The 18,193-nt window shown below is 54.3% G+C and carries 12 protein-coding genes; 4 read left to right on the plus strand and 8 right to left on the minus strand.

Going from position 1 to position 18,193, the window contains the following annotated elements; genetic code table 11:
* Positions 1-33 precede the first annotated feature (33 nt).
* Positions 34-3,303 (plus strand): efflux RND transporter permease subunit, encoded by a 3,270-nt coding sequence (locus NSQ80_RS19600; RefSeq protein ID WP_339300523.1) that lies wholly within the window; start codon positions 34-36, stop codon positions 3,301-3,303.
* 343 nt (positions 3,304-3,646) lie between these two features.
* Here the strand turns inward: NSQ80_RS19600 and NSQ80_RS19605 are convergent, their stop codons facing one another.
* Both NSQ80_RS19605 and NSQ80_RS19610 read right to left on the minus strand, forming a co-directional pair.
* Positions 3,647-4,342, minus strand: a complete 696-nt coding sequence (locus NSQ80_RS19605; RefSeq protein WP_339300525.1) for a molecular chaperone TorD family protein — start codon at positions 4,340-4,342, stop codon at positions 3,647-3,649.
* Between the two features lie 471 nt (positions 4,343-4,813).
* Positions 4,814-6,058, minus strand: coding sequence for an IS110 family transposase (locus tag NSQ80_RS19610; RefSeq protein WP_016310842.1), 1,245 nt, complete (start codon positions 6,056-6,058; stop codon positions 4,814-4,816).
* Between the two features lie 405 nt (positions 6,059-6,463).
* Here NSQ80_RS19610 and moaA point away from each other — a divergent pair, with 405 nt between their 5' ends.
* Positions 6,464-7,471: a GTP 3',8-cyclase MoaA gene (moaA, locus tag NSQ80_RS19615; protein WP_339300527.1), complete on the plus strand. Its 1,008-nt coding sequence runs from the start codon at positions 6,464-6,466 to the stop codon at positions 7,469-7,471.
* Here the strand turns inward: moaA and NSQ80_RS19620 are convergent.
* The gene (locus NSQ80_RS19620) at positions 7,468-8,148 is read right to left on the minus strand and encodes a molybdenum cofactor guanylyltransferase (RefSeq protein ID WP_339300528.1); all 681 of its coding nucleotides are present in this window, start codon (positions 8,146-8,148) and stop codon (positions 7,468-7,470) included. The genes moaA and NSQ80_RS19620 overlap by 4 nt on opposite strands.
* A 133-nt stretch (positions 8,149-8,281) precedes the next feature.
* Between NSQ80_RS19620 and NSQ80_RS19625 the strand changes: the two genes are divergently transcribed.
* On the plus strand, positions 8,282-9,505 hold the full coding sequence (locus NSQ80_RS19625) for an MFS transporter (RefSeq protein WP_323078020.1): 1,224 nt from the start codon (positions 8,282-8,284) through the stop codon (positions 9,503-9,505).
* 202 nt (positions 9,506-9,707) lie between these two features.
* Positions 9,708-10,685: a LacI family DNA-binding transcriptional regulator gene (locus tag NSQ80_RS19630; RefSeq protein WP_009223706.1), complete on the plus strand. Its 978-nt coding sequence runs from the start codon at positions 9,708-9,710 to the stop codon at positions 10,683-10,685.
* Positions 10,686-10,757: 72 nt separating this feature from the next.
* Here the strand turns inward: NSQ80_RS19630 and NSQ80_RS19635 are convergent, their stop codons facing one another.
* From NSQ80_RS19635 to NSQ80_RS19655, 5 genes are all read right to left on the minus strand, one after another.
* Positions 10,758-12,527, minus strand: a complete 1,770-nt coding sequence (locus tag NSQ80_RS19635) for a glutamine--tRNA ligase/YqeY domain fusion protein (RefSeq protein ID WP_339300531.1) — start codon at positions 12,525-12,527, stop codon at positions 10,758-10,760.
* Between the two features lie 115 nt (positions 12,528-12,642).
* Complete coding sequence (locus NSQ80_RS19640) at positions 12,643-13,134, minus strand: GNAT family N-acetyltransferase (RefSeq protein ID WP_339300533.1); 492 nt, start codon at positions 13,132-13,134, stop codon at positions 12,643-12,645.
* A 21-nt stretch (positions 13,135-13,155) separates the two neighbouring features.
* Positions 13,156-14,379: an MFS transporter gene (locus NSQ80_RS19645; RefSeq protein ID WP_260071036.1), complete on the minus strand. Its 1,224-nt coding sequence runs from the start codon at positions 14,377-14,379 to the stop codon at positions 13,156-13,158.
* A gap of 156 nt (positions 14,380-14,535) precedes the next feature.
* Entirely contained in the window at positions 14,536-16,605 is a 2,070-nt protein-coding gene (locus NSQ80_RS19650) for a molybdopterin oxidoreductase family protein (protein WP_339300536.1), read from the minus strand.
* Positions 16,606-17,196: 591 nt separating this feature from the next.
* A complete protein-coding gene (locus NSQ80_RS19655) occupies positions 17,197-18,030 on the minus strand; it encodes a formate/nitrite transporter family protein (protein ID WP_009223701.1) in 834 nt (277 codons plus the stop codon).
* Between the last annotated feature and the right edge of the window lie 163 nt (positions 18,031-18,193).

Here is an 18,193-nt window from a genome sequence, read left to right on the forward strand (position 1 = left end):
ACTCATAGGAAAGAGAGGAGCAGAAACCCGCATATGAAGAGTATCATCCAGTTTTCCCTGCGCAATAAGTTCGCGATTTGGCTTCTGACGGTCATCGTGACTGCCATGGGATTGTACAGCGGTCTAACGATGAAGCAGGAGACCATTCCAAACATTAACGTGCCTTACCTTAGCGTAACCGCGGTCTATCCAGGCGCTGCGCCGGAAGGCGTAGTCGAGGAGATCACCAAGCCGCTGGAAACGCGGCTGCATAATGTCGACGGTGTAAAGACAATTACCTCCACTTCGATGGAGAACGCTGCCTCGCTCATTATTGAATTTGATTACGACACCAACTTGGACAATGCCACCGCGGCGGTTCGCGAGGCATTAAACGATGTGCAGCTTCCGGATGATGCCCAGAAGCCGCAGATCACCCGGTTTAGTCTGAATTCCATGCCGGTCGTTTCCCTCAGCTTGTCGGATAAGGAATCCGGCAGTCTCGAAGATTTGACCCGGATTACGGAGAACGACATCAAACCTGTGCTCGAGGATTTGGACGGCGTCGCTTCCGTGCAAATCGCCGGCCAGTTCGTCCGTGAGGTCAGTTTGAAATTTGACGAAGCCAAGCTGAAGGAGCTCGGCCTGACGGAAGATACCGTAAAAGGAATCGTGCAAGGTTCCGCGCTCCGCGTGCCGCTGGGGTTGTTTAGCCTTGAGGAATCCGAGAAGGCCGTCGTTGTTGACGGGAACATCACAACCGTAGATGATTTGAAAAACTTAGCTATTCCGATCGTACCTAGCTCTGCTGGCGCCAATGCCGCAGGAGGTATGGCTGCGGCTAGTGGCGCTGGTACAGCGGCTGGTACTGCTGCTGGCGCAGCTGGTGGTGCTGGTGGTGCTGGTGGTGCGGATGCGGCTGGCGGCGCAGGCAGCGCAGGTGCGGCTGGCGGTGCGGGTGCAGCAGCCGGCGCTAACGCTGGAGGAGCGATGGGAGCTGTTCCAACCGGCCTCCCGACCGTCAAACTTGGCGACATCGCTGACATCGAAACAGTTGGTAAAGCCGAATCGATCTCCCGGACCAATGGGGAGGAATCGATCGGCATTCAGATCGTCAAATCCAACGATGCCAACACCGTTGACGTTGTCAACGAGGTCAAGGAAGCCGCCAAAGAGCTGAGCAAGCAATACGACCATATCAACTTTACGGTCCTGCTGGACCAAGGTCAGCCGATCACCGACTCGGTGAACACGATGCTGTCCAAAGCGTTGTTTGGCGCCTTGTTCGCCGTGTTGATCATCCTGATCTTCCTGCGTAACATTCGTTCGACGATCATTTCCATTATCTCGATCCCGTTATCGCTGCTGATCGCCATTTTGGCTTTGAAGCAGATGGATATTACACTGAACATGATGACGCTGGGTGCCATGACCGTTGCCATCGGCCGCGTGGTCGACGACTCAATCGTCGTCATCGAGAACATTTACCGGCGCTTGTCCCTGACGGGCGAGAAGCTAAAGGGAAGCAAGCTGATTATCGAAGCAACACGGGAGATGTTCATCCCGATTATGTCCTCGACGATCGTCACGATCGCCGTGTTCCTGCCGCTCGCTTTCGTCAGCGGGATGGTCGGGGAATTGTTCCAGCCGTTTGCGCTCACGATGGTCTTCTCGCTGCTGGCGTCGCTGCTGGTCGCCATTACCCTCGTACCAGCGCTGGCGCATACGCTGTTCCGCCAAGGTCTTAACAAGAAGCATGACCACGATGAGAAGCCAAGAGGCATGGCCCGCGGCTATCGCCGCATCCTAGAATGGTCGCTGTCCCATAAGCTGATCACCTTCGGACTTGCGGTCGTCCTGCTGATCGGCAGCTTGTTCTTGTACCCGCTGGTCGGCGTCAGCTTCCTGCCGGAACAAGAGGATAAATATGTGATGGTTACCTACTCCCCTGAACCCGGAGCTCGACTGGAGGATGTGGAAAGGGATATGCTGCAAGTTGAGAAATATATCCTGGAGCAGCCGAACGTCGATCGAATGCAATATTCCGTTGGCGGCGACAATCCGCTGGGGATGGGTTCCTCGAACTCAGCTTTGTTCTATATCGCCTATGATCCAGATACCAAACAATTTAACGATGTCAAAGAAAAGCTGATCGAAGGCCTGCGGACCGAGCTTCCGAAGGGTGAATGGAACGATATGTCCGAGCTCATGACCGGCGGTCTGGGCGGCAGCACGCTAAGCGTTAATGTCTTTGGAGACGAGCTGGAGCAGATCAAGCCGGTATCGGATCAAATCCTCTCCCTGATTCAAGAGGATACGAAGAACTTTGAAAAAGGCGACACCAGCCTATCCAAAACCTATGAGCAATACACTTTGGTTGCGGATCAACAGAAGTTGAGCTCCCTTGGCTTGACGCCGGGCCAACTGGCAATGAAGCTGAGCCCGGTTCGGGAACGTCCGGTTCTGACCGAGGTCGCCATCGACGGCAAGAAATACAATGTATATATTGAAGCCGACAGCGAGACTTATCACAGCATTACCGATATCGAAAATGCAACGCTGACTTCGCCGCTGGGCATTCAAGTCCCGATCAAGGACGTGGCGAAGGTGGAAAAAGGCACCTCCCCGGATTCCATCATGCGGATCGACGGGAAGATGGTCGTTGAAGTCAGCGCAAAAATCACCTCTACCGACGTACAAAAGGCATCGACCAGCCTGCAGGAGAAAATCGACAAGCTGGATCTGCCGGACGGCGTTACCGTCAAATTCGGCGGCGTCACCGAACAAATCAACGATACGTTTGGCCAGCTCGGCCTCGCCATGTTGGCGGCCATCGCCATCGTCTATTTTGTTCTCGTCGTCACCTTCGGCGGAGGCTTGGCTCCATTTACGATTCTCTTCTCCTTACCGTTCATCGTGATCGGTGCCATGGTAGGCCTTCTGATCGGCGGAGAGACACTAAACGTCTCGGCATTGATGGGCGTGCTCATGCTCATCGGGATCGTCGTGACCAACGCGATTGTCTTGATTGACCGTGTCATCCATAAGGAACGCGAAGGCTTGTCCACCCGCGAAGCCTTGCTCGAAGCGGGAACAACCCGGCTTCGTCCGATTCTGATGACCGCCTTGGCGACGATCGGCGCACTGCTGCCGCTGGTCTTCGGCTGGGAACGCAGCGCAGGGATTATCTCGCGCGGCCTCGGCATCACCGTCATCGGCGGTTTGATCAGCTCGACGCTGCTCACGCTGGTCATCGTGCCAATCGTCTACGAATTCCTGATGAAGTTCCGTCGCCGCGATATGTCGGCCAAGGAACTCGATTAAAACAGCACAAGGACGACGTAGGGAAATATATCCTGCGTCGTCTTTTCCCATTTAGCGCGCTCCATCGAATAGCCGCATCCAATTCCGGCTGTAACGCTGATGACGAACGTTATTTGGGCAAATCTGACTAAGTTGAGATTCTAACGACGATGAGCAACGCTATTGCGGTCAAAACTACAGTTTTCGGCCACGAAATGAGAGAATAAGCGCTGTCCCAAGCGTTAGAATCTCAATACGGCGATTTTGGCCCAAATAAGACCTGTGGCAAGCGTTAGAATTCATATCCTGGCCAGGCAACAAAAAGGACCCCACCCCGCGATCTGCGGAGGCTGAGGTCCTTTTTCTATCCCATCACCGGCTGCTGACTTTCCCGCCAGGCTCGAAGCTGCGACAAATCTTGAACCAGGAATTCATCCAGCAATTCAGCCAATCCGATAAAGAGCGGACTTTGCGTGGCTTGCATCAGCTCTTGGGCAAACGGCTGCGCCCACTTCAGCAAATGCTCCTCCAGGAAGTGGATCTGCACATCCGCCAGCGCCAGGCAGCTTTGCTGCAGATTGGCTTTCGCCAGCATGCCTTCCGCGAGCACGGCCATAAATTCCAGCTCCAGTGCGATATGGTCGTCGCGCTCCCCGTTTAATTTATTGAATACGATCGCATTATCCATATATAATTTGCGGACTTGGGCGATACAAGCCAAAGCGCCGCCACCTTCATGGCGACTGCGGAACAAGCTTTCACAGGACGGAATGATCGCCTCCCGCCCCGAAAACAAGCGCTCGTACTCCTTCGCTTCTTGATGGCAGACACTGCGAAACATTGCTTCGGGAATGCTCTCCAGATAGGCAATCAGTCTACGCCCCCCCTTGCTGGTCCCTGCCTTCGGGTACTGCGCTACCTTACGGCGCCACTGAGCAATCAAGGACATCCGCGGCGGGCGGCTCAGAAAATCCATTAATAGTTGATATACCATCCCGCGAGTTTCCAACCACTCAACCTGCTCCTGCGTATAGACCAAAGGTTTGAACAGCATTGCCATCCAAATTCATCTCCCTCAAAACGACATCGTAAATCAAACTTGCCATGCCATGATATGAAAAAAAAGATGACTCCCTTCATCATGCGGGAAATCATCTCGAAAGCATATACCGACACATGATTAAGGGGGATCACGTATCGCTCACTTGTATTATACCTCTCATTGTAAGCGCTTTAATGTGATCTTTATTACACTTTACTTTCATTGTATCGTTGTCCGATACAGAATATACTTGAACAGTGTGTGTCAACGCATTGACCCCTAGATGAATATATATTAAATTTGAAACACCTGAAGAGAAAAGTCCAGCGGTATGATGTCAAGCTGTTGATTTAATCGAATTGGAAATTTCCCGTGCCTGTTGAGCGCGGAGTCACGAAAAAAGGGCGCATCAAACCAAACCCAGCCAAAAACCATGTCAGATACCAGATTTTTACTGGGAATTCGTGAAGGACTAAGGCAAAGGAGGCGTTAATCCTTGGCGCTATTCACCTTCCTTCGAGGCGTGTAGAGTTGGCCGCTGCGTAGCAGCACATCGACCAGACGCACGAGTTTTCTTGCCGTTAAGACGAGGGCGCGTTTGTGTTGATTCTTGGGCACTTCGTGATACTTCTTCCGGTAATATTCACCGAATTCTTCATCGCGCATCCTAACCGAGTTGGCAGCTTCAACGAGGTAGTAGCGCAGGAATCGGTTGCCGGATTTGATGCGGGCGGTGTCCTCCGCCTCGAAGACGCCGGACTGGTGCCTGCGCCACGTCAGACCCGCGTACTTGGCGACGGCGGCTTGATCCTTGAACCGTTCAATATCGCCGAGTTCGCCGAGCAGACCGGCTGCATAGACTTTGCCGATGCCGGGCACTGACAGCAAGCACTGAGCGCCTTGAATGCCGTCGAGGACCCGCTCGATCGCTTTGTCGAGATCCTTGAGCTGCTTCTGGATGCTGCGGATGGATTCGATGGAGGTGCCGAGCACCAGGTCAATCGAATCCTCCACGACCTTGGACAGCCGATAGGAGGCGCGGGCAGCTTGCTGAATGCAGCGGGCGACCCGCTCGGGATCGGGGAAACGATTGCGTCCCTTGTCCCGCAGATAGTCGGCCAGATCGGCCACGTCCATCTCGGCGATGTCATCGAGGCTGAACTTCTCGGAGAGCATCTCCATGAGCGCATGGCCAAACACGGAGCTGTCGACCTCGGTTGTAAACGCATTGCACTTGTAGAACAGGTTCTGCAAGAAGTACTGCTTCTCGCGAGCCAAGTTATGGACCAAGTGGAAACGCATGCGCGTGAGGCGTTGAAGGGCGACATACTGCTCCTGCATGACGATGGTGGTCGTCAGGCGGCCGAAGCGCAGGCGATCCGCAATGACCCAGGCGTCGAGCCGGTCGGTCTTGTCCATATCCGCATAGGCTTCTCTGAACTTGCTGATGAGCTTGGGGTTCAAGGTGAACACCTTGGCCTTGCGCTCTCGAAGCGCTGGATCCTGATGCAGGTACATGGCAGGGTGCCAGCTGTAGACGGAAGTGGCTTCCAAGCCGATGTGAATCTCGGTGACGGCCAACTTGTCCGCTGCAGCGACGATTTGGTCACGCAAGTGCGAGGCGCCATTCAAATTGTTTTTGACGGTGAGTGTCTCAAGCTTGTCACCGTCAGCGTTCATGAAACACGCTTCGAGCTCTTGCGAGCTCACGTCAATACCGACAAAAAGCTTCAAGTGAAATTCCTCCTTTCGCTAGGGATTCAGGGAATGGACGCTCCGGGATGCCTCCGGCGCACGCGCAGATCTATCACCCTCGCGTATGAGGACACACTTCGGGCCATGAGCTGCCCCGGATCTGCTAAAACCGGGCATGGGATGCCGAAGGGAACAGCCAGCGGGTAAGAAGCTCAGACGCGTACCGGAGAAACAGACTTAAGGAGTAGACGATGCTACTGGAGGCAGAAGGATTTCCCCGAATGGACCCTACGTTCCATTGTCCAGAGGCATACCGGAAAGTCCAGTCCCTGATGGAATTTTCAAAGAACAAGCTGGAAATTTGGAGGCTGTTTTCCATCCCCCGGGGGGATGGAAATGAACCTAAAAGAGCTTTTTAAAGATACTATACGAGGAGGCGTACACATGGAGCAGCTGCTTGACCCCTTTGGGCGAAAACATGATTACCTGCGCATCTCCGTCACTGACCGATGCAATTTGCGCTGCGTCTATTGCATGCCCGCCGAAGGAATGGTGTTTCAACCGCATGAGGAAATCATGAGCTACGAGGAAATTGCCGAGACAGTATCGGCGCTTGCTCCGATGGGCCTCCGCAAAATTCGGCTTACCGGCGGCGAACCGCTGGTGCGCAAAGATTTAGAACAACTTGTTGCCATGCTCTCCAGCATTCCGGGCATTGAAGATATTGCACTAACGACGAACGGCATGTTTCTTGCGAAAAAAGCGGAGCTGCTGAAGCAAGCGGGATTAAAACGGGTGAACATCAGTCTGGATTCACTGCGTCAGGACCGCTTCGCGATGATTACCCGCGGCGGTGAGGTGGAGAAGGTGCTGGAAGGCATTCAGGCCGCCGTCGAGGTCGGTTTTGAGCCGATTAAGCTCAACGTGGTCCTGATGAAAGGAATCAATGAGGATGAAATCCGCGATTTTATCGCGTTAACGTTAGATCAGCCGCTGCATGTTCGCTTTATCGAATATATGCCGATTGGCAGTGCCAGCGACACCTGGCGTAAAACCTACCTGCCTCTGACGGCCGTGGAAGACGTCTGCCGGGAAGCGGGCTGGGAAGTGGAAGGCGTCGAAGGTCCGCGCGGTAACGGTCCTGCCGAAAGCCGCCGCGTTGCGGGTGCCGCCGGAACGTTTGGGCTAATTCATCCGGTCAGCGAGCATTTCTGCGACAGCTGCAACCGGCTGCGCTTGACCGCTGACGGACATATCAAGGCCTGCCTGTATTGGTCGGATGAGCTGCACGTGCGCCCCTATGCCGCAGCCGGCGACCATGAAGGCATCCGCTCCCTGTTCCTGAAGGCGCTGGGAGCCAAGCCGAAGAACCATGAAATGGCGCTGGCTTTGGAGCGTAAGCAACAAAGCCATACGCCAACCGCCCGCCGGATGTCCCAGATCGGCGGCTAAACCCCAGAGCGGCCCGACGCTAACCAAGTCCGGGCCTGCTCATAGTCCTCCGGCTTGTTCATATTAAACGTGCACCACTCCAAGGGGAGGCCCGAAGCGTTGGCGAGGGCCTCCCCTTCGATATATTCGGTGCACAGCGTCTCGGTCCAAGCCGTCATTTTGAGGCGGCCTGCCCGCAGCCGTGCTTCCAAGCCTGGAAGCACGCTGCGCCGATAGGCCGCCAGCAGCGGATGGGCCCGCCCCTCCGTGCGGGCCAGGATCGCCTCGGCCGCTGCGAAGCCGCCCGGGGCGTCTGCTGCCATGCCGCTTGCCCGGTCAACCCGGGCCGCCGTTTCCTCCGCCGCCTCCGCCCGCTCCAGCAAAGCGCGGAACAGGCCGCGATTCGCGAACGGCGTATCGCAAGCGACCGCGAGGTTCCAGCGGGTCGTCGAGCTCTCCAACCCGGCATGCAACCCAGCCAGCGGTCCGTCCCCCGGATAACGGTCGGTCACGACTTCTTTGCCGAACCGTTCATAAACCGCCTTCGTCCCCCCTGCGATCACGATTCTTGAAGCTACTGTCTCCAGCTCTCGAATCAACCGCTCCAACACCGTTAAGCCGCCAAGCTCAAGCAGCGCCTTATCGCTGCCCATCCGGCTGGATCTTCCACCGGCTAAAATGATGGCGGTTGTGTTCATCAGTTTTCCCCCAATGCATAAATTATGGTAAAACCAAAAAAACTTGGTTTGTATCCCCTTTCACCTGTGTGTTACATTGGGATCATAGTCACAAGCTTCCCGCCTGTGACCATATGGACCCGGATAGAAAGGAATGGCTCGTTTGCAGGAAAAAAGACGATATTCGTCCTTTTCGTTGTTGCCGTTAGGTCTGCTTAACTTTTTTATTTACGGAACCTTGGTCATTTTCACTGCCTTTTTTCAATTATATTTACAGGACATCGGGATGGACAAGCTGGAGATTGGCAGCCTGATGGCCATCGGTCCCTTCATTTCTTTGGTGGCCCACCCGTTCTGGAAATCCCTGGGCGACCAAAGGCAGAATCCACGTGCCATCCTGCTAGCCATGCTGCTGGGCTTACTTATCATGGGACATCTCGTGTTTACGGTCAACACCTTTTCGATGTTGTACGTGACGATGATTCTGCTATATTTTTTCCTAAGCCCGCTGCTCTCGCAAAGCAATACCTTGACTCTCGGCTATATCGCAGAAACGCCGAAGCAATTCAGAACGTACCGCATTTGGGGCTCGCTCGGGTGGACGTTCATCGCGCTGGCCGCCGGACCCATCATCGATGCCGTCGGCCACGAGGGAAGCTCGCTGCTGTTTAGCGTAACGTTGATGCTGGCGATCGGTGCTACCCTGTTGCTGCCCACCATTCGCCAAGCGTCTCAAACCCCTTGGCTGAAGGGAGGGGAGCTGCGTCTGGCGCTAAAGAACAAGTACCTGCTGGTGTTCGTCCTCTTTAGCATGCTGGTAGCAATCCCTAATGCAATCAACACCATCTTTATGCCGCTGTTTATGATCGATCTCGGCGGAACGCGGTTGGCGGTCGGCGGTGCCGTGTTCTTATCGACCGTTTTTGAATTTCTCGCATTGATCCTGCTGGACCGCTTGATAAAGCGAAAATTATCCTATTTGCTCGCTTGCATCACTGTCGTCAGCCTGTTGTTTGCGATTCGCTGGGATTTGATGTCTGAAGCGACACTCCCGGTGCACATCTTGCTCATTCAACTGCTGCACTCCGTAACGTTTGGCGGATTCTTCTACGTCGGCACCAAGCTGATCGCTCTGCTGTTGCCGCGGCCGCTGAGATCAGCGGGACAAGCGGTCTATACCTTTGCTGCCAGCGGCCTTGCCTGCGTGATTGCTGGCTTCTGGGGCGGCTGGATATTTCAAAATTTCGGTCCGGTGGTGATGTACCGGTCCGGCGTCGCGTTAACACTAATCGGTGCGCTTGGGTTCGCCGCGATGTGGTATCAAATCCGCCATCACGGCTATTCGCCGGCAATGGACGATCTACATGATGAACCATAACAACCGGCCAGCTATATGCGCTGCCTACCGATCTTACGAAATACGAAAGAAAACAATGCCGGATACCGTAACGCCCTCGCTCCCAAACGAGGTGACGCCGGTTGAGGGCATTGTTTTCTTTATTGCATCTCCATTGTAAAATATGAAATGCATTCCATAGCAACATCCTTTTTGATTTCATACAGGGAAGGAGCGGTTTGCCATGCCGAACATCAAACAGATCGCAGAAGCCGCCGGCGTCTCGGTCACAACCGTGTCCCGGGTACTGAACGGCCACCCCTACGTCAGTTCAGCCAAGCGGGAGGCGGTTGAAGAAGCCATTCGCCGGCTCAACTATTCGCGGAACATGAACGCCGTCCATTTGATTAAAGGTATGACGCAAACCATCGGCGTGATCCTGCCGAACATCAACCATTACTATTTTGCCAGGATCATGGAAGGCGTCGCCAAACAGGCGTTGAAAAACAACTACCAGCTGATGCTGTGCCAGACCGGCTACCGCCCGAACGAGGAACGCAAGGTGCTGGAGATGCTTCGCAACAAGCAGATGGACGGGTTGATCATCTGTTCACGAGCCCTGTCCCTCCGCGATATCGAAGTCTTTGCCGACTACGGTCCGATCGCGTTATGCGAGCGGGTGAGCGGCCGCAACCTCTCCTCGGTGTATATCGATCACTATGCCAGCTTTCAAACCGCGATCCGTTATCTCTGGGAAAAAGGGAAACGCCGCATCGCGTTTACAATCTACCGCCGTAACAGCCCCAGCAGTCGCAGCCGTCTGAAGGCTTACACTGATACCCTGGCGGCCTTGGGCGGGCAAGCCCGGGAGGATTGGGTGCTGGACGGCTACCTCGATTGGGAGGATGGCGCGGCGCTGGTGGACCGGCTGCTCGCGATGAACGAGCGCCCGGACGCCTTGCTCATCACAGGTGACCAAGTCGCCGCGGGGTTTATCCTCTCCGCACGCCTTCGCGGGATCGAGGTGCCGGGCGATTTCGCCGTCATCGGCTTCGATAACCAGCCGATCTCCAGCTTGCTTGGGATTACGACGATTGATAACCGGTTGTCGGAGATCGGAGAACGGGCGTTTTCCATCGTCCACGCGCAAATTTCTGGCGGCGAAGGCCAACCCGTCTCGGAGGAGCTTAGCTTTCAGTTTATCGAGCGAAGCTCGGTGTGAAACAGAAAAAAGGAGCCAGCAGAGATCTGCAAGGCTCCTTTTTGTACGCAGGGTTCTGCCGCCGTTAATGGCTTAGGCCTTCGGCAATTGGAACGAGCTTTTCAGCGACACGATACGGTTAAACACCGGTTGACCCGGCTTCGAATATTTCGTATCCACGTTAAAATACCCGTGCCGGAAGAATTGGAATTTATCCTGCGGCTTGGCATCCTTCATGTTAGGCTCTACGAATCCGTGAGCAATCGTCAGCGAGTTCGGGTTGATGAGATCGAGGAACGATTTCTCCTCGGCAGCTTCAGCGGCCGGTTCCGCAGCATCGCGCAGCTCCTCATCAACCAGGCCCTCCACCGTTTCCTCCAACGCCACGTCTGCCGTCTTCTCCGCTTCCTCTTCCAGGATCAGCGGCTCGTACAACCGGAATTCGGCAGGTACCGCTTGAGTAGCCTCCACCCAGTGGATGGTGCCTTTCACTTTACGGCCGGTGAAGCCGGTGCCGCTCTTCGTTTCCGGATCATACGTGCAGTGGATCTCCACCACATTGCCGTCCGCATCCTTGATCACATCGTTGCATTTCACGAAGTAAGCATTTTTCAGACGGACTTCGTTGCCCGGGAACAAACGGAAATATTTGCTCGGCGGATTCTCCATGAAGTCGTCCCGTTCGATGTATATCTCCCGCGAGAACGGAATTTTACGGCTGCCCATGTCCGGATTTTCAGGATTGTTCTCCGCATCCAGCCATTCGATTTGTCCTTCCGGATAGTTGGTGATTACAACCTTCAGCGGGTCCAGCACCGCCATCGTCCGCGGAGCTTTCAATTTCAAATCCTCGCGGATAAAATGCTCCAGCATTTTCGGATCCACGTTCCCGAAATTTTTGGAAATCCCGGTTTCGTAGACGAACGCTTTGATCGCTTCCGGTGTATAGCCGCGGCGGCGCAGACCGGAAATCGTCGGCATCCGCGGATCGTCCCAACCGTCAACGATGCCTTCATCCACCAGCTTTTTCAGCTTCCGCTTGCTGGTCACCGTTTGCGTCAAATTCAACCGGCCAAATTCGTATTGACGGGACACGTGCGGCATTTCCGTTTCGGCGATCGTCCAATCATAGAACGGGCGTTGATCCTCAAACTCGGTCGAGCATAAGGAATGGGTTATGCCCTCGATCGCATCCTCCAACGGATGAGCAAACGTGTACATCGGATAAATACACCATTTGTCGCCGGTGTTATGATGGGTTGCATGCACGATCCGGTAAATGACAGGGTCACGCAGGTTGATGTTCGGCGACGCCATATCGATTTTCGCACGCAGCACCTTTTCCCCATCCTTAAACTCACCGTTCCGCATCCGTTCGAACAGGTCAAGGTTTTCCTCAACCGATCGGTCGCGATATGGGCTGTTTTTCCCCGGCTCGGTGAGCGTTCCGCGCATCTCGCGAATTTGGTCCGCACTGAGATCATCAACGTAAGCTTTGCCTTTCTTGATCAGCAGCACGGCACGATTATACATCTCTTCAAAATAATCCGACGCAAAATGCAGCTCTTCCCACTCGAAGCCCAGCCATTTTACGTCTTCCTTAATCGAGTTGACGTACTCTACATCTTCTTTAACCGGGTTGGTGTCGTCAAACCGCAGGTGTGTCCGTCCGCCGAACTCGTCCGCCAACGCGAAGTTGATCCAGATCGCTTTGGCGTGTCCGATATGTAGGTAACCGTTTGGTTCCGGCGGGAACCGCGTAACTACGGTTTTCACCTTGCCGGATTTCAAATCTTCCGAAATGATGTTTTTAATAAAATTGGGAGGGGTGAAGTTGTTTTCCACGGGTATCAACCTTTCCATTCGAGTTCTTCCCCGAATTTTCTTCTTCTAAATATACCGATATCTTCCGAATAGTTCAATGCCTTAAGTACTAACGGACGCTTCACGCGCCGCGCTTGAATCGGGACTTCATCGGCTAAACCTTTCTCCACATTAATATATCGTCAACATACGTTCCGTTAATCAAAAATTCTTCAACAAGCCGGCCCTGTTCCACAAACCCGCAGCTTTTGTAAAAAGCGATGGCCCCTGGATTGCTGGCGAGCACGCGCAGCGACAACTTACGCACGCCCCGCTCGGCCGCCAACTTCACTAAGGCATCCATCAGCACCCGCCCTATGCCCTGCCGTTGGTACTTCGGGTGAATCGCGATGTTGATCTCAAGCACATGTTGGTTGCTGGGCAGCGGGGTCGCCGGCTTAAAGCCGATATAGCCGCAGATCTCCTCGCCAATCCCAGCCACGATCTGGCTTCCCGGCGGGCAGCTCTGCAAATACTGCTCCCTCGACTCCCATTCCATTTTTTCCGCTGGCGTGTTGTTATAATCCCAGGTGATCTTGTCAATTTCTATTAAAGCGGCCGCATCACGCATTTCCGATAGACGCGTCCAGATTTCACGGTGATTCATGAACTTCATCCTTTCTACTACTCACTCAGCCAAACCCGACAGCTGCGGTCCACTCTCCCGGTTCACAGCGGCATGCACCAAGAAGGATACCACCGATAGCGCCGCAATGCCCACTGCCAGCCAAGCGACCGGCGTAAGTCCGTTCCAGTCAAACAGCATGCCCATCGCATAAGGTCCAGCAACGCGGCCAGCCGCTCCCATCCCGCCAACCAAACCGAGGTAAAACGGCGCCGCCTTCCCTGTCCGGTCAGAGATAAACGACGGAATCGCCGGAGAGATCAGCATTTCGCCGAAGGTGGTGAGCACCATTGCCGCAACCATGCTCGGGTACGTATGAAAGCTTAAGATTGTAGCGTAACCCAGCATGTAGAATATGGCACTCGCCGTCATTTGGGCTTGCGGGGAACCGGCAAAGGTCCGCTTTATCCATAAAGTAAAAGGTTGCCCCACAAAAATCAATAAACCGTTCAGCGTCCAGAGAATACTATAATTCCACTCCGGCATGCCTTGGGAGATGATATACGGCGATACGCCGTTGTTCCAAATACAGTTCCCGAGCCAGAGAAAAAACGACCCCACGCCCATAAACAGGTAAACAGGATACCAGCGTATCAGCGTCCAGACGCTTTGTCCTTCCACCGTTTTTTTGCGCTTCTGCACTTGCAGCTCGCCTTGAGTTTTTTGAACTTTGTTCAAATAAAACCAAAAAAACAAGGCAAACCCCGCCGATGTGAGTCCATTCAAAATAAAACTGAGGTCATACGATATCTGTGCCAAAAACCCGCTGATCGCCGTCCCCAAAGCCACACCAATATTGTTGGCGACGTAAATGACATTAAACAGTTCCCCGCGCTGCTCGGCAAAACGAAAGCCGATAAACGCTTGGATGGCCGGCATCGTCGTGGCATTAAAAAAACCAACCAGCAGCATCAGCAGCATAAACAAATGCCAATTCCCGCTTCCGTAGGGCAGCAGCATCAGGAATAGTGCCGTCAAAGCAAGACCGCCAACGATCAAGCGCTTGACGCCTAAACGATGGTACAGCGCTCCGCCCAGCAGCTGACCTGCAATCCCGCCGACGGACATGACGAGGATAACCAGACCGGCATCTGTCACTGTCCGCCCCAGCACTTTAAACACGAACATCGTGACCAAAGGCCACATCAACGAACCGCCGGCCGAGCTGATCAAGCTTGCGATTAAAAACACCTTGACTTCCCGCGGATAAGACTGCAGCCATCTCATCGTTATTCCCCCTCTGCTGCAACAGTTACATATATACAAAAAAGGAGGGCCACCAGGGCCCCCCACGATCAAATCAGATGGTTCGGCAAATTTTGCTTGTACAACGCCCAGATTATAATAGTATCGCCTAAAAGCGCAACTCAGGCAAGTACATATCTATCGGCGCTTAACATCCACCACGGTGGAAAAGAATACCGCTCCGCCGCCCATATCAGCCAACCGGTCTGGGGTTAAGGCGTTCGCGCGCGTACGCTTCCCGTCCTCCTGCTGCCACCATAACCCTTGGCTGACCACCGTGCCCGGCAGCATCTTGTCGGTGACGGACGCCGTAACGTCGTAGCTGCCGCGGTCATTCCACACCGTCACTTCGTCCCCATCCGCAATCCCGCGCGCAGCGGCATCGTCCGGATGAATTTGCAACACCGGACCTTTCTCCAGCGCCTTTAACTTCTCCACATTCCCAAACGTTGAGTTGAGGAAGCTTTGGTTTGGCGGGGAGATAAACATCAGCGGATACGGCGTGTCCTTGCCGGGACGGCGCTCACCGTCATAGCCTTCCACCAGCGGCACATACGTTGGTAACGGCGGTAGTCCTGCCCGCTCCAGCGTGGCGGAATACAGCTCGATCTTCCGCGACGGGGTCGGCAGATGGTCGAGCCAGGTTCGCTGCGGTTCCATGTTCAGCTTCACGAACCGCTGCTCCTTCAGCTTCTCCAGCGTCACGCCTTCCAGATACGGATTATGTTTGAAATCCAAAGCCTGCCGGATCATATCCTCTTCCGTGTCGCGGAACGCATCGTCGTCAAACCCCATCGCGGCCGCCAACAGCTTAAACGTTTCGACGTTGCTTTTGCTTTCGCCCCGAGGAGCGATCACTGGCTCTTGAAGCTGGATATAATGATGCCAGTAAGAACCGTACAAGTCCGTATTTTCAAAAGAGGACGTCGCCGGCAACACAATATCCGCGTATTTGGTCGTGTCCGTCAAAAAGAGATCATGCACCACGGTGAACAGGTCCTCCCGTAGAAGACCTTGCTCCACCTTCCCTGTATCCGGGGCTACAACCGCCGGATTGGCGCAGTAGACATACAAGGCGCGGATCGGCGGATCAAGCGTCAACAAGACGTCACCGAGCTGGTTCATGCTGACCGTACGCGCGCCCGGGTTGGGCCGCAGATCGGGGCGCTCGAGCGCGGTCGCGTTCATCTTGCTGTAAGCGCCGTTGGATTTGTAGGCGCCGCCCCCCGGCACGAGCCACTGGCCGGTTAACGCCGGCAGGCAGCTGATCGTGCGGACCGTCATCCCGCCATTGTCGTGATGCTGCAGGCCGTTGCCGATATGAATGTAGGCGGGCGAAGTTTCGCCATACAGAACGGCCAGCTTCACGATCGACTCGGCCGGTACGCCGGTGATCGCCGCCACACGCTCCGGCGTGTACTGCTTCACGTGCTCACGCAGCTCGGCATGGCCAACCGTATAGCGTTCCAAGAACGCTTCGTTCACCAGGCCACGTTCGAACAGCACGTGCATCATCCCAAGCGCCAACGCTGCGTCCGTGCCCGGATAAAGCGGGATAAACCAGTCGGCCCGCTGTCCTGTCCGGTTGCGGTGCACGTCGATGACGACGAGCTGTGCTCCCTGTTTGCGGGCTTTTTCGATCAGGGCAATCTGGTGCATGTTGGTGCTAACGAGGTTGCCACCCCACACGATGATCAGCTTGGCCTTGACCGTCTCTTCCGGGCTCGTCCCGCCGCCGAATCCCATCGTATATCTCCATCCCGCAGTGCCCGCGGAATTGCATATGCCTTGTTGCAGCTGCGTCGCGCCCAAACGGTTGAAGAACCGCCGGTCCATCCCATCGACGCTCAAGATCCCCATATTGCCGTAAAAACTGTACGGCAGGATCGACTCCGACCCATACTCCCGGATCAATCCCTTATAACGATCCGCGATCTCTTGGATCGCTTCATCCCAGGTGATGCGTTCAAACTTCCCTTCCCCCTTGCGTCCAACGCGTTTCAGGGGATACAGCACCCGTTCGGGATGGTAGACCCGCTCCGCCATATTGCGGACCTTGTTGCAGATCGCGCCTTGCGTAATCGGGTGATCGGGGTTGCCGGTCACCTTGACGATTTTTCCATTCTCTTTATGAAGCAGCAAGCTGCACGTATCGGGACAATCCAGCGGACAAACCGCAGGAAACACCCCGTTAGGTTCATGGATCATGCTCCACCCCTCCTGTCTGTAGCCTATTGTAAGAATAAACGTCCCCGGAGTAAACCCCAAGGCGGGAATTTCCTTATGGCGGGATGGTGGGATGCGAAATGGCGAGGTGGTAGGACGGTCAAGATGACGGATGGCCGGATGGCAGGTTGGCAGGGCCGGGGGCCGATGCCGGAGTGTGGGGGTGTTCCGCACACCTCTTTACACGATTATCCCCTTCGTTCAGGTGTATAACTTTGATTAATAATCCATCTTTACAAGTATCCCTTTCGTTCAGATATCCGTATTTGATTAGATATCCATCTTAGGTCGGTATCCATTTTGATCAGGTATCCGCTTTCTTCAGGTATCTTTTCGGGAGGTAGAGATTCGAAGGAAGGGGCGGTTGATGAGAGTTAATGAGGTTAATAAAGATATGAAGGATGATGAGGGTAACTTTCTAGCCCATAGCTGATCGGCTGGTTTGCTGGTTAGCTGGTTTGCTGCTAGTCGAGGCTCACTTTTATCCTTACAAATTCTTTCTGATTCATCGGGATAATGGTGTAAAAAGCGCTCCGGCAGACAGCAAACCCAGCCCAGCCCAACCAAACCGGTTTATCCGTGTTCTCTCGCCGCTACAGATGACGTAGCCAACTCAGTAACCTGTGCGTCTTTGGACCCTTTATCCTTCAGAAAAGCAGTCCAATACGCCGAAGCCACGAAGATGGCCCCGCCGGTCAAATTCCCCAGCCATACCGGCACAAAGTTACCCAAGTATTCGCCCCAGGAGTAATACCCTTCAAAGATCGCTGCGGGAATCAGGAACATATTCGCAACAACGTGCTGGAAGCCGATCGCGACAAAGGCCATCGTTGGGAACCAGATGCCCAAGATTTTACCGCTCATATTGTCTGCACCATAAGACAGCCAAACCGCCAAAGCAACCAGCCAGTTGCAGCCGATCCCGGACACAAACGCTTGCAGGAAGCTGTCGTCCAGCTTATGACCGGCCATATCGACCAGCTTCTCAAGATAAGGTCCGCTGGCTGTTAAGCCAACCACATGCCCGAAAAAATAAGCAACGAACAAAGCGCCAACGAAATTGCTCAAAGTGATGAGGACGAGATTTTTGCACACGTCACCAGTGGAAATCCGCCCCGCCATCCGTGCTAACGGCACAGCCATCATATTGCCGGTCAACAGCTCACCGCCCGCCAGCAGCACGAGGATCAGCCCGATCGGGAAAACCGCAGCCCCAATGAAATTGGCGATACTGCCCCATTCCGCCGGAGCGCTGCTGATCACGCGAATATCAAGAAGGAAGCCAAGCGCGATAAACGCCCCGCCCAAAAAACCAAGAATCAATACGGTAAGCAGCGGATAATGTGCTTTTTTGACGCCATATTCCACGGATACTTCGGCAATTTGCGCAGGTTTTGAATAAGCCATGATCCTGTCTCCTTTATATGTCACTTCTAAACGACACTTCACAGGTCATTCGTCGTTATTAAGACGTGTTTATTGTAGCGTGCGAGTCTACCTCGAAAAAATAACATAGATCACGTTAACGTTTTCACAAAGTCGGTGTTGCATCATGAACACAAAAGACCCC

Origin of the sequence: Paenibacillus sp. FSL K6-2441, from assembly GCF_037964765.1 — a bacterium.
In the GTDB taxonomy this organism is placed as follows: Bacteria; Bacillota; Bacilli; order Paenibacillales; family Paenibacillaceae; genus Fontibacillus; species Fontibacillus phoenicis.

What these genes read in the sequence shown, in the direction of transcription:
- NSQ80_RS19600 (WP_339300523.1), top strand. Translation starts at nt 34, where the DNA reads ATGAAGAGTATCATCCAGTTTTCCCTGCGCAATAAGTTCGCGATTTGG.
- NSQ80_RS19605 (WP_339300525.1), bottom strand. Translation starts at nt 4,342, where the DNA reads ATGGCAATGCTGTTCAAACCTTTGGTCTATACGCAGGAGCAGGTTGAG.
- moaA (WP_339300527.1), top strand. Translation starts at nt 6,464, where the DNA reads ATGGAGCAGCTGCTTGACCCCTTTGGGCGAAAACATGATTACCTGCGC.
- NSQ80_RS19620 (WP_339300528.1), bottom strand. Translation starts at nt 8,148, where the DNA reads ATGAACACAACCGCCATCATTTTAGCCGGTGGAAGATCCAGCCGGATG.
- NSQ80_RS19625 (WP_323078020.1), top strand. Translation starts at nt 8,282, where the DNA reads ATGGCTCGTTTGCAGGAAAAAAGACGATATTCGTCCTTTTCGTTGTTG.
- NSQ80_RS19630 (WP_009223706.1), top strand. Translation starts at nt 9,708, where the DNA reads ATGCCGAACATCAAACAGATCGCAGAAGCCGCCGGCGTCTCGGTCACA.
- NSQ80_RS19635 (WP_339300531.1), bottom strand. Translation starts at nt 12,527, where the DNA reads ATGGAAAGGTTGATACCCGTGGAAAACAACTTCACCCCTCCCAATTTT.
- NSQ80_RS19640 (WP_339300533.1), bottom strand. Translation starts at nt 13,134, where the DNA reads ATGAATCACCGTGAAATCTGGACGCGTCTATCGGAAATGCGTGATGCG.
- NSQ80_RS19645 (WP_260071036.1), bottom strand. Translation starts at nt 14,379, where the DNA reads ATGAGATGGCTGCAGTCTTATCCGCGGGAAGTCAAGGTGTTTTTAATC.
- NSQ80_RS19650 (WP_339300536.1), bottom strand. Translation starts at nt 16,605, where the DNA reads ATGATCCATGAACCTAACGGGGTGTTTCCTGCGGTTTGTCCGCTGGAT.
- NSQ80_RS19655 (WP_009223701.1), bottom strand. Translation starts at nt 18,030, where the DNA reads ATGGCTTATTCAAAACCTGCGCAAATTGCCGAAGTATCCGTGGAATAT.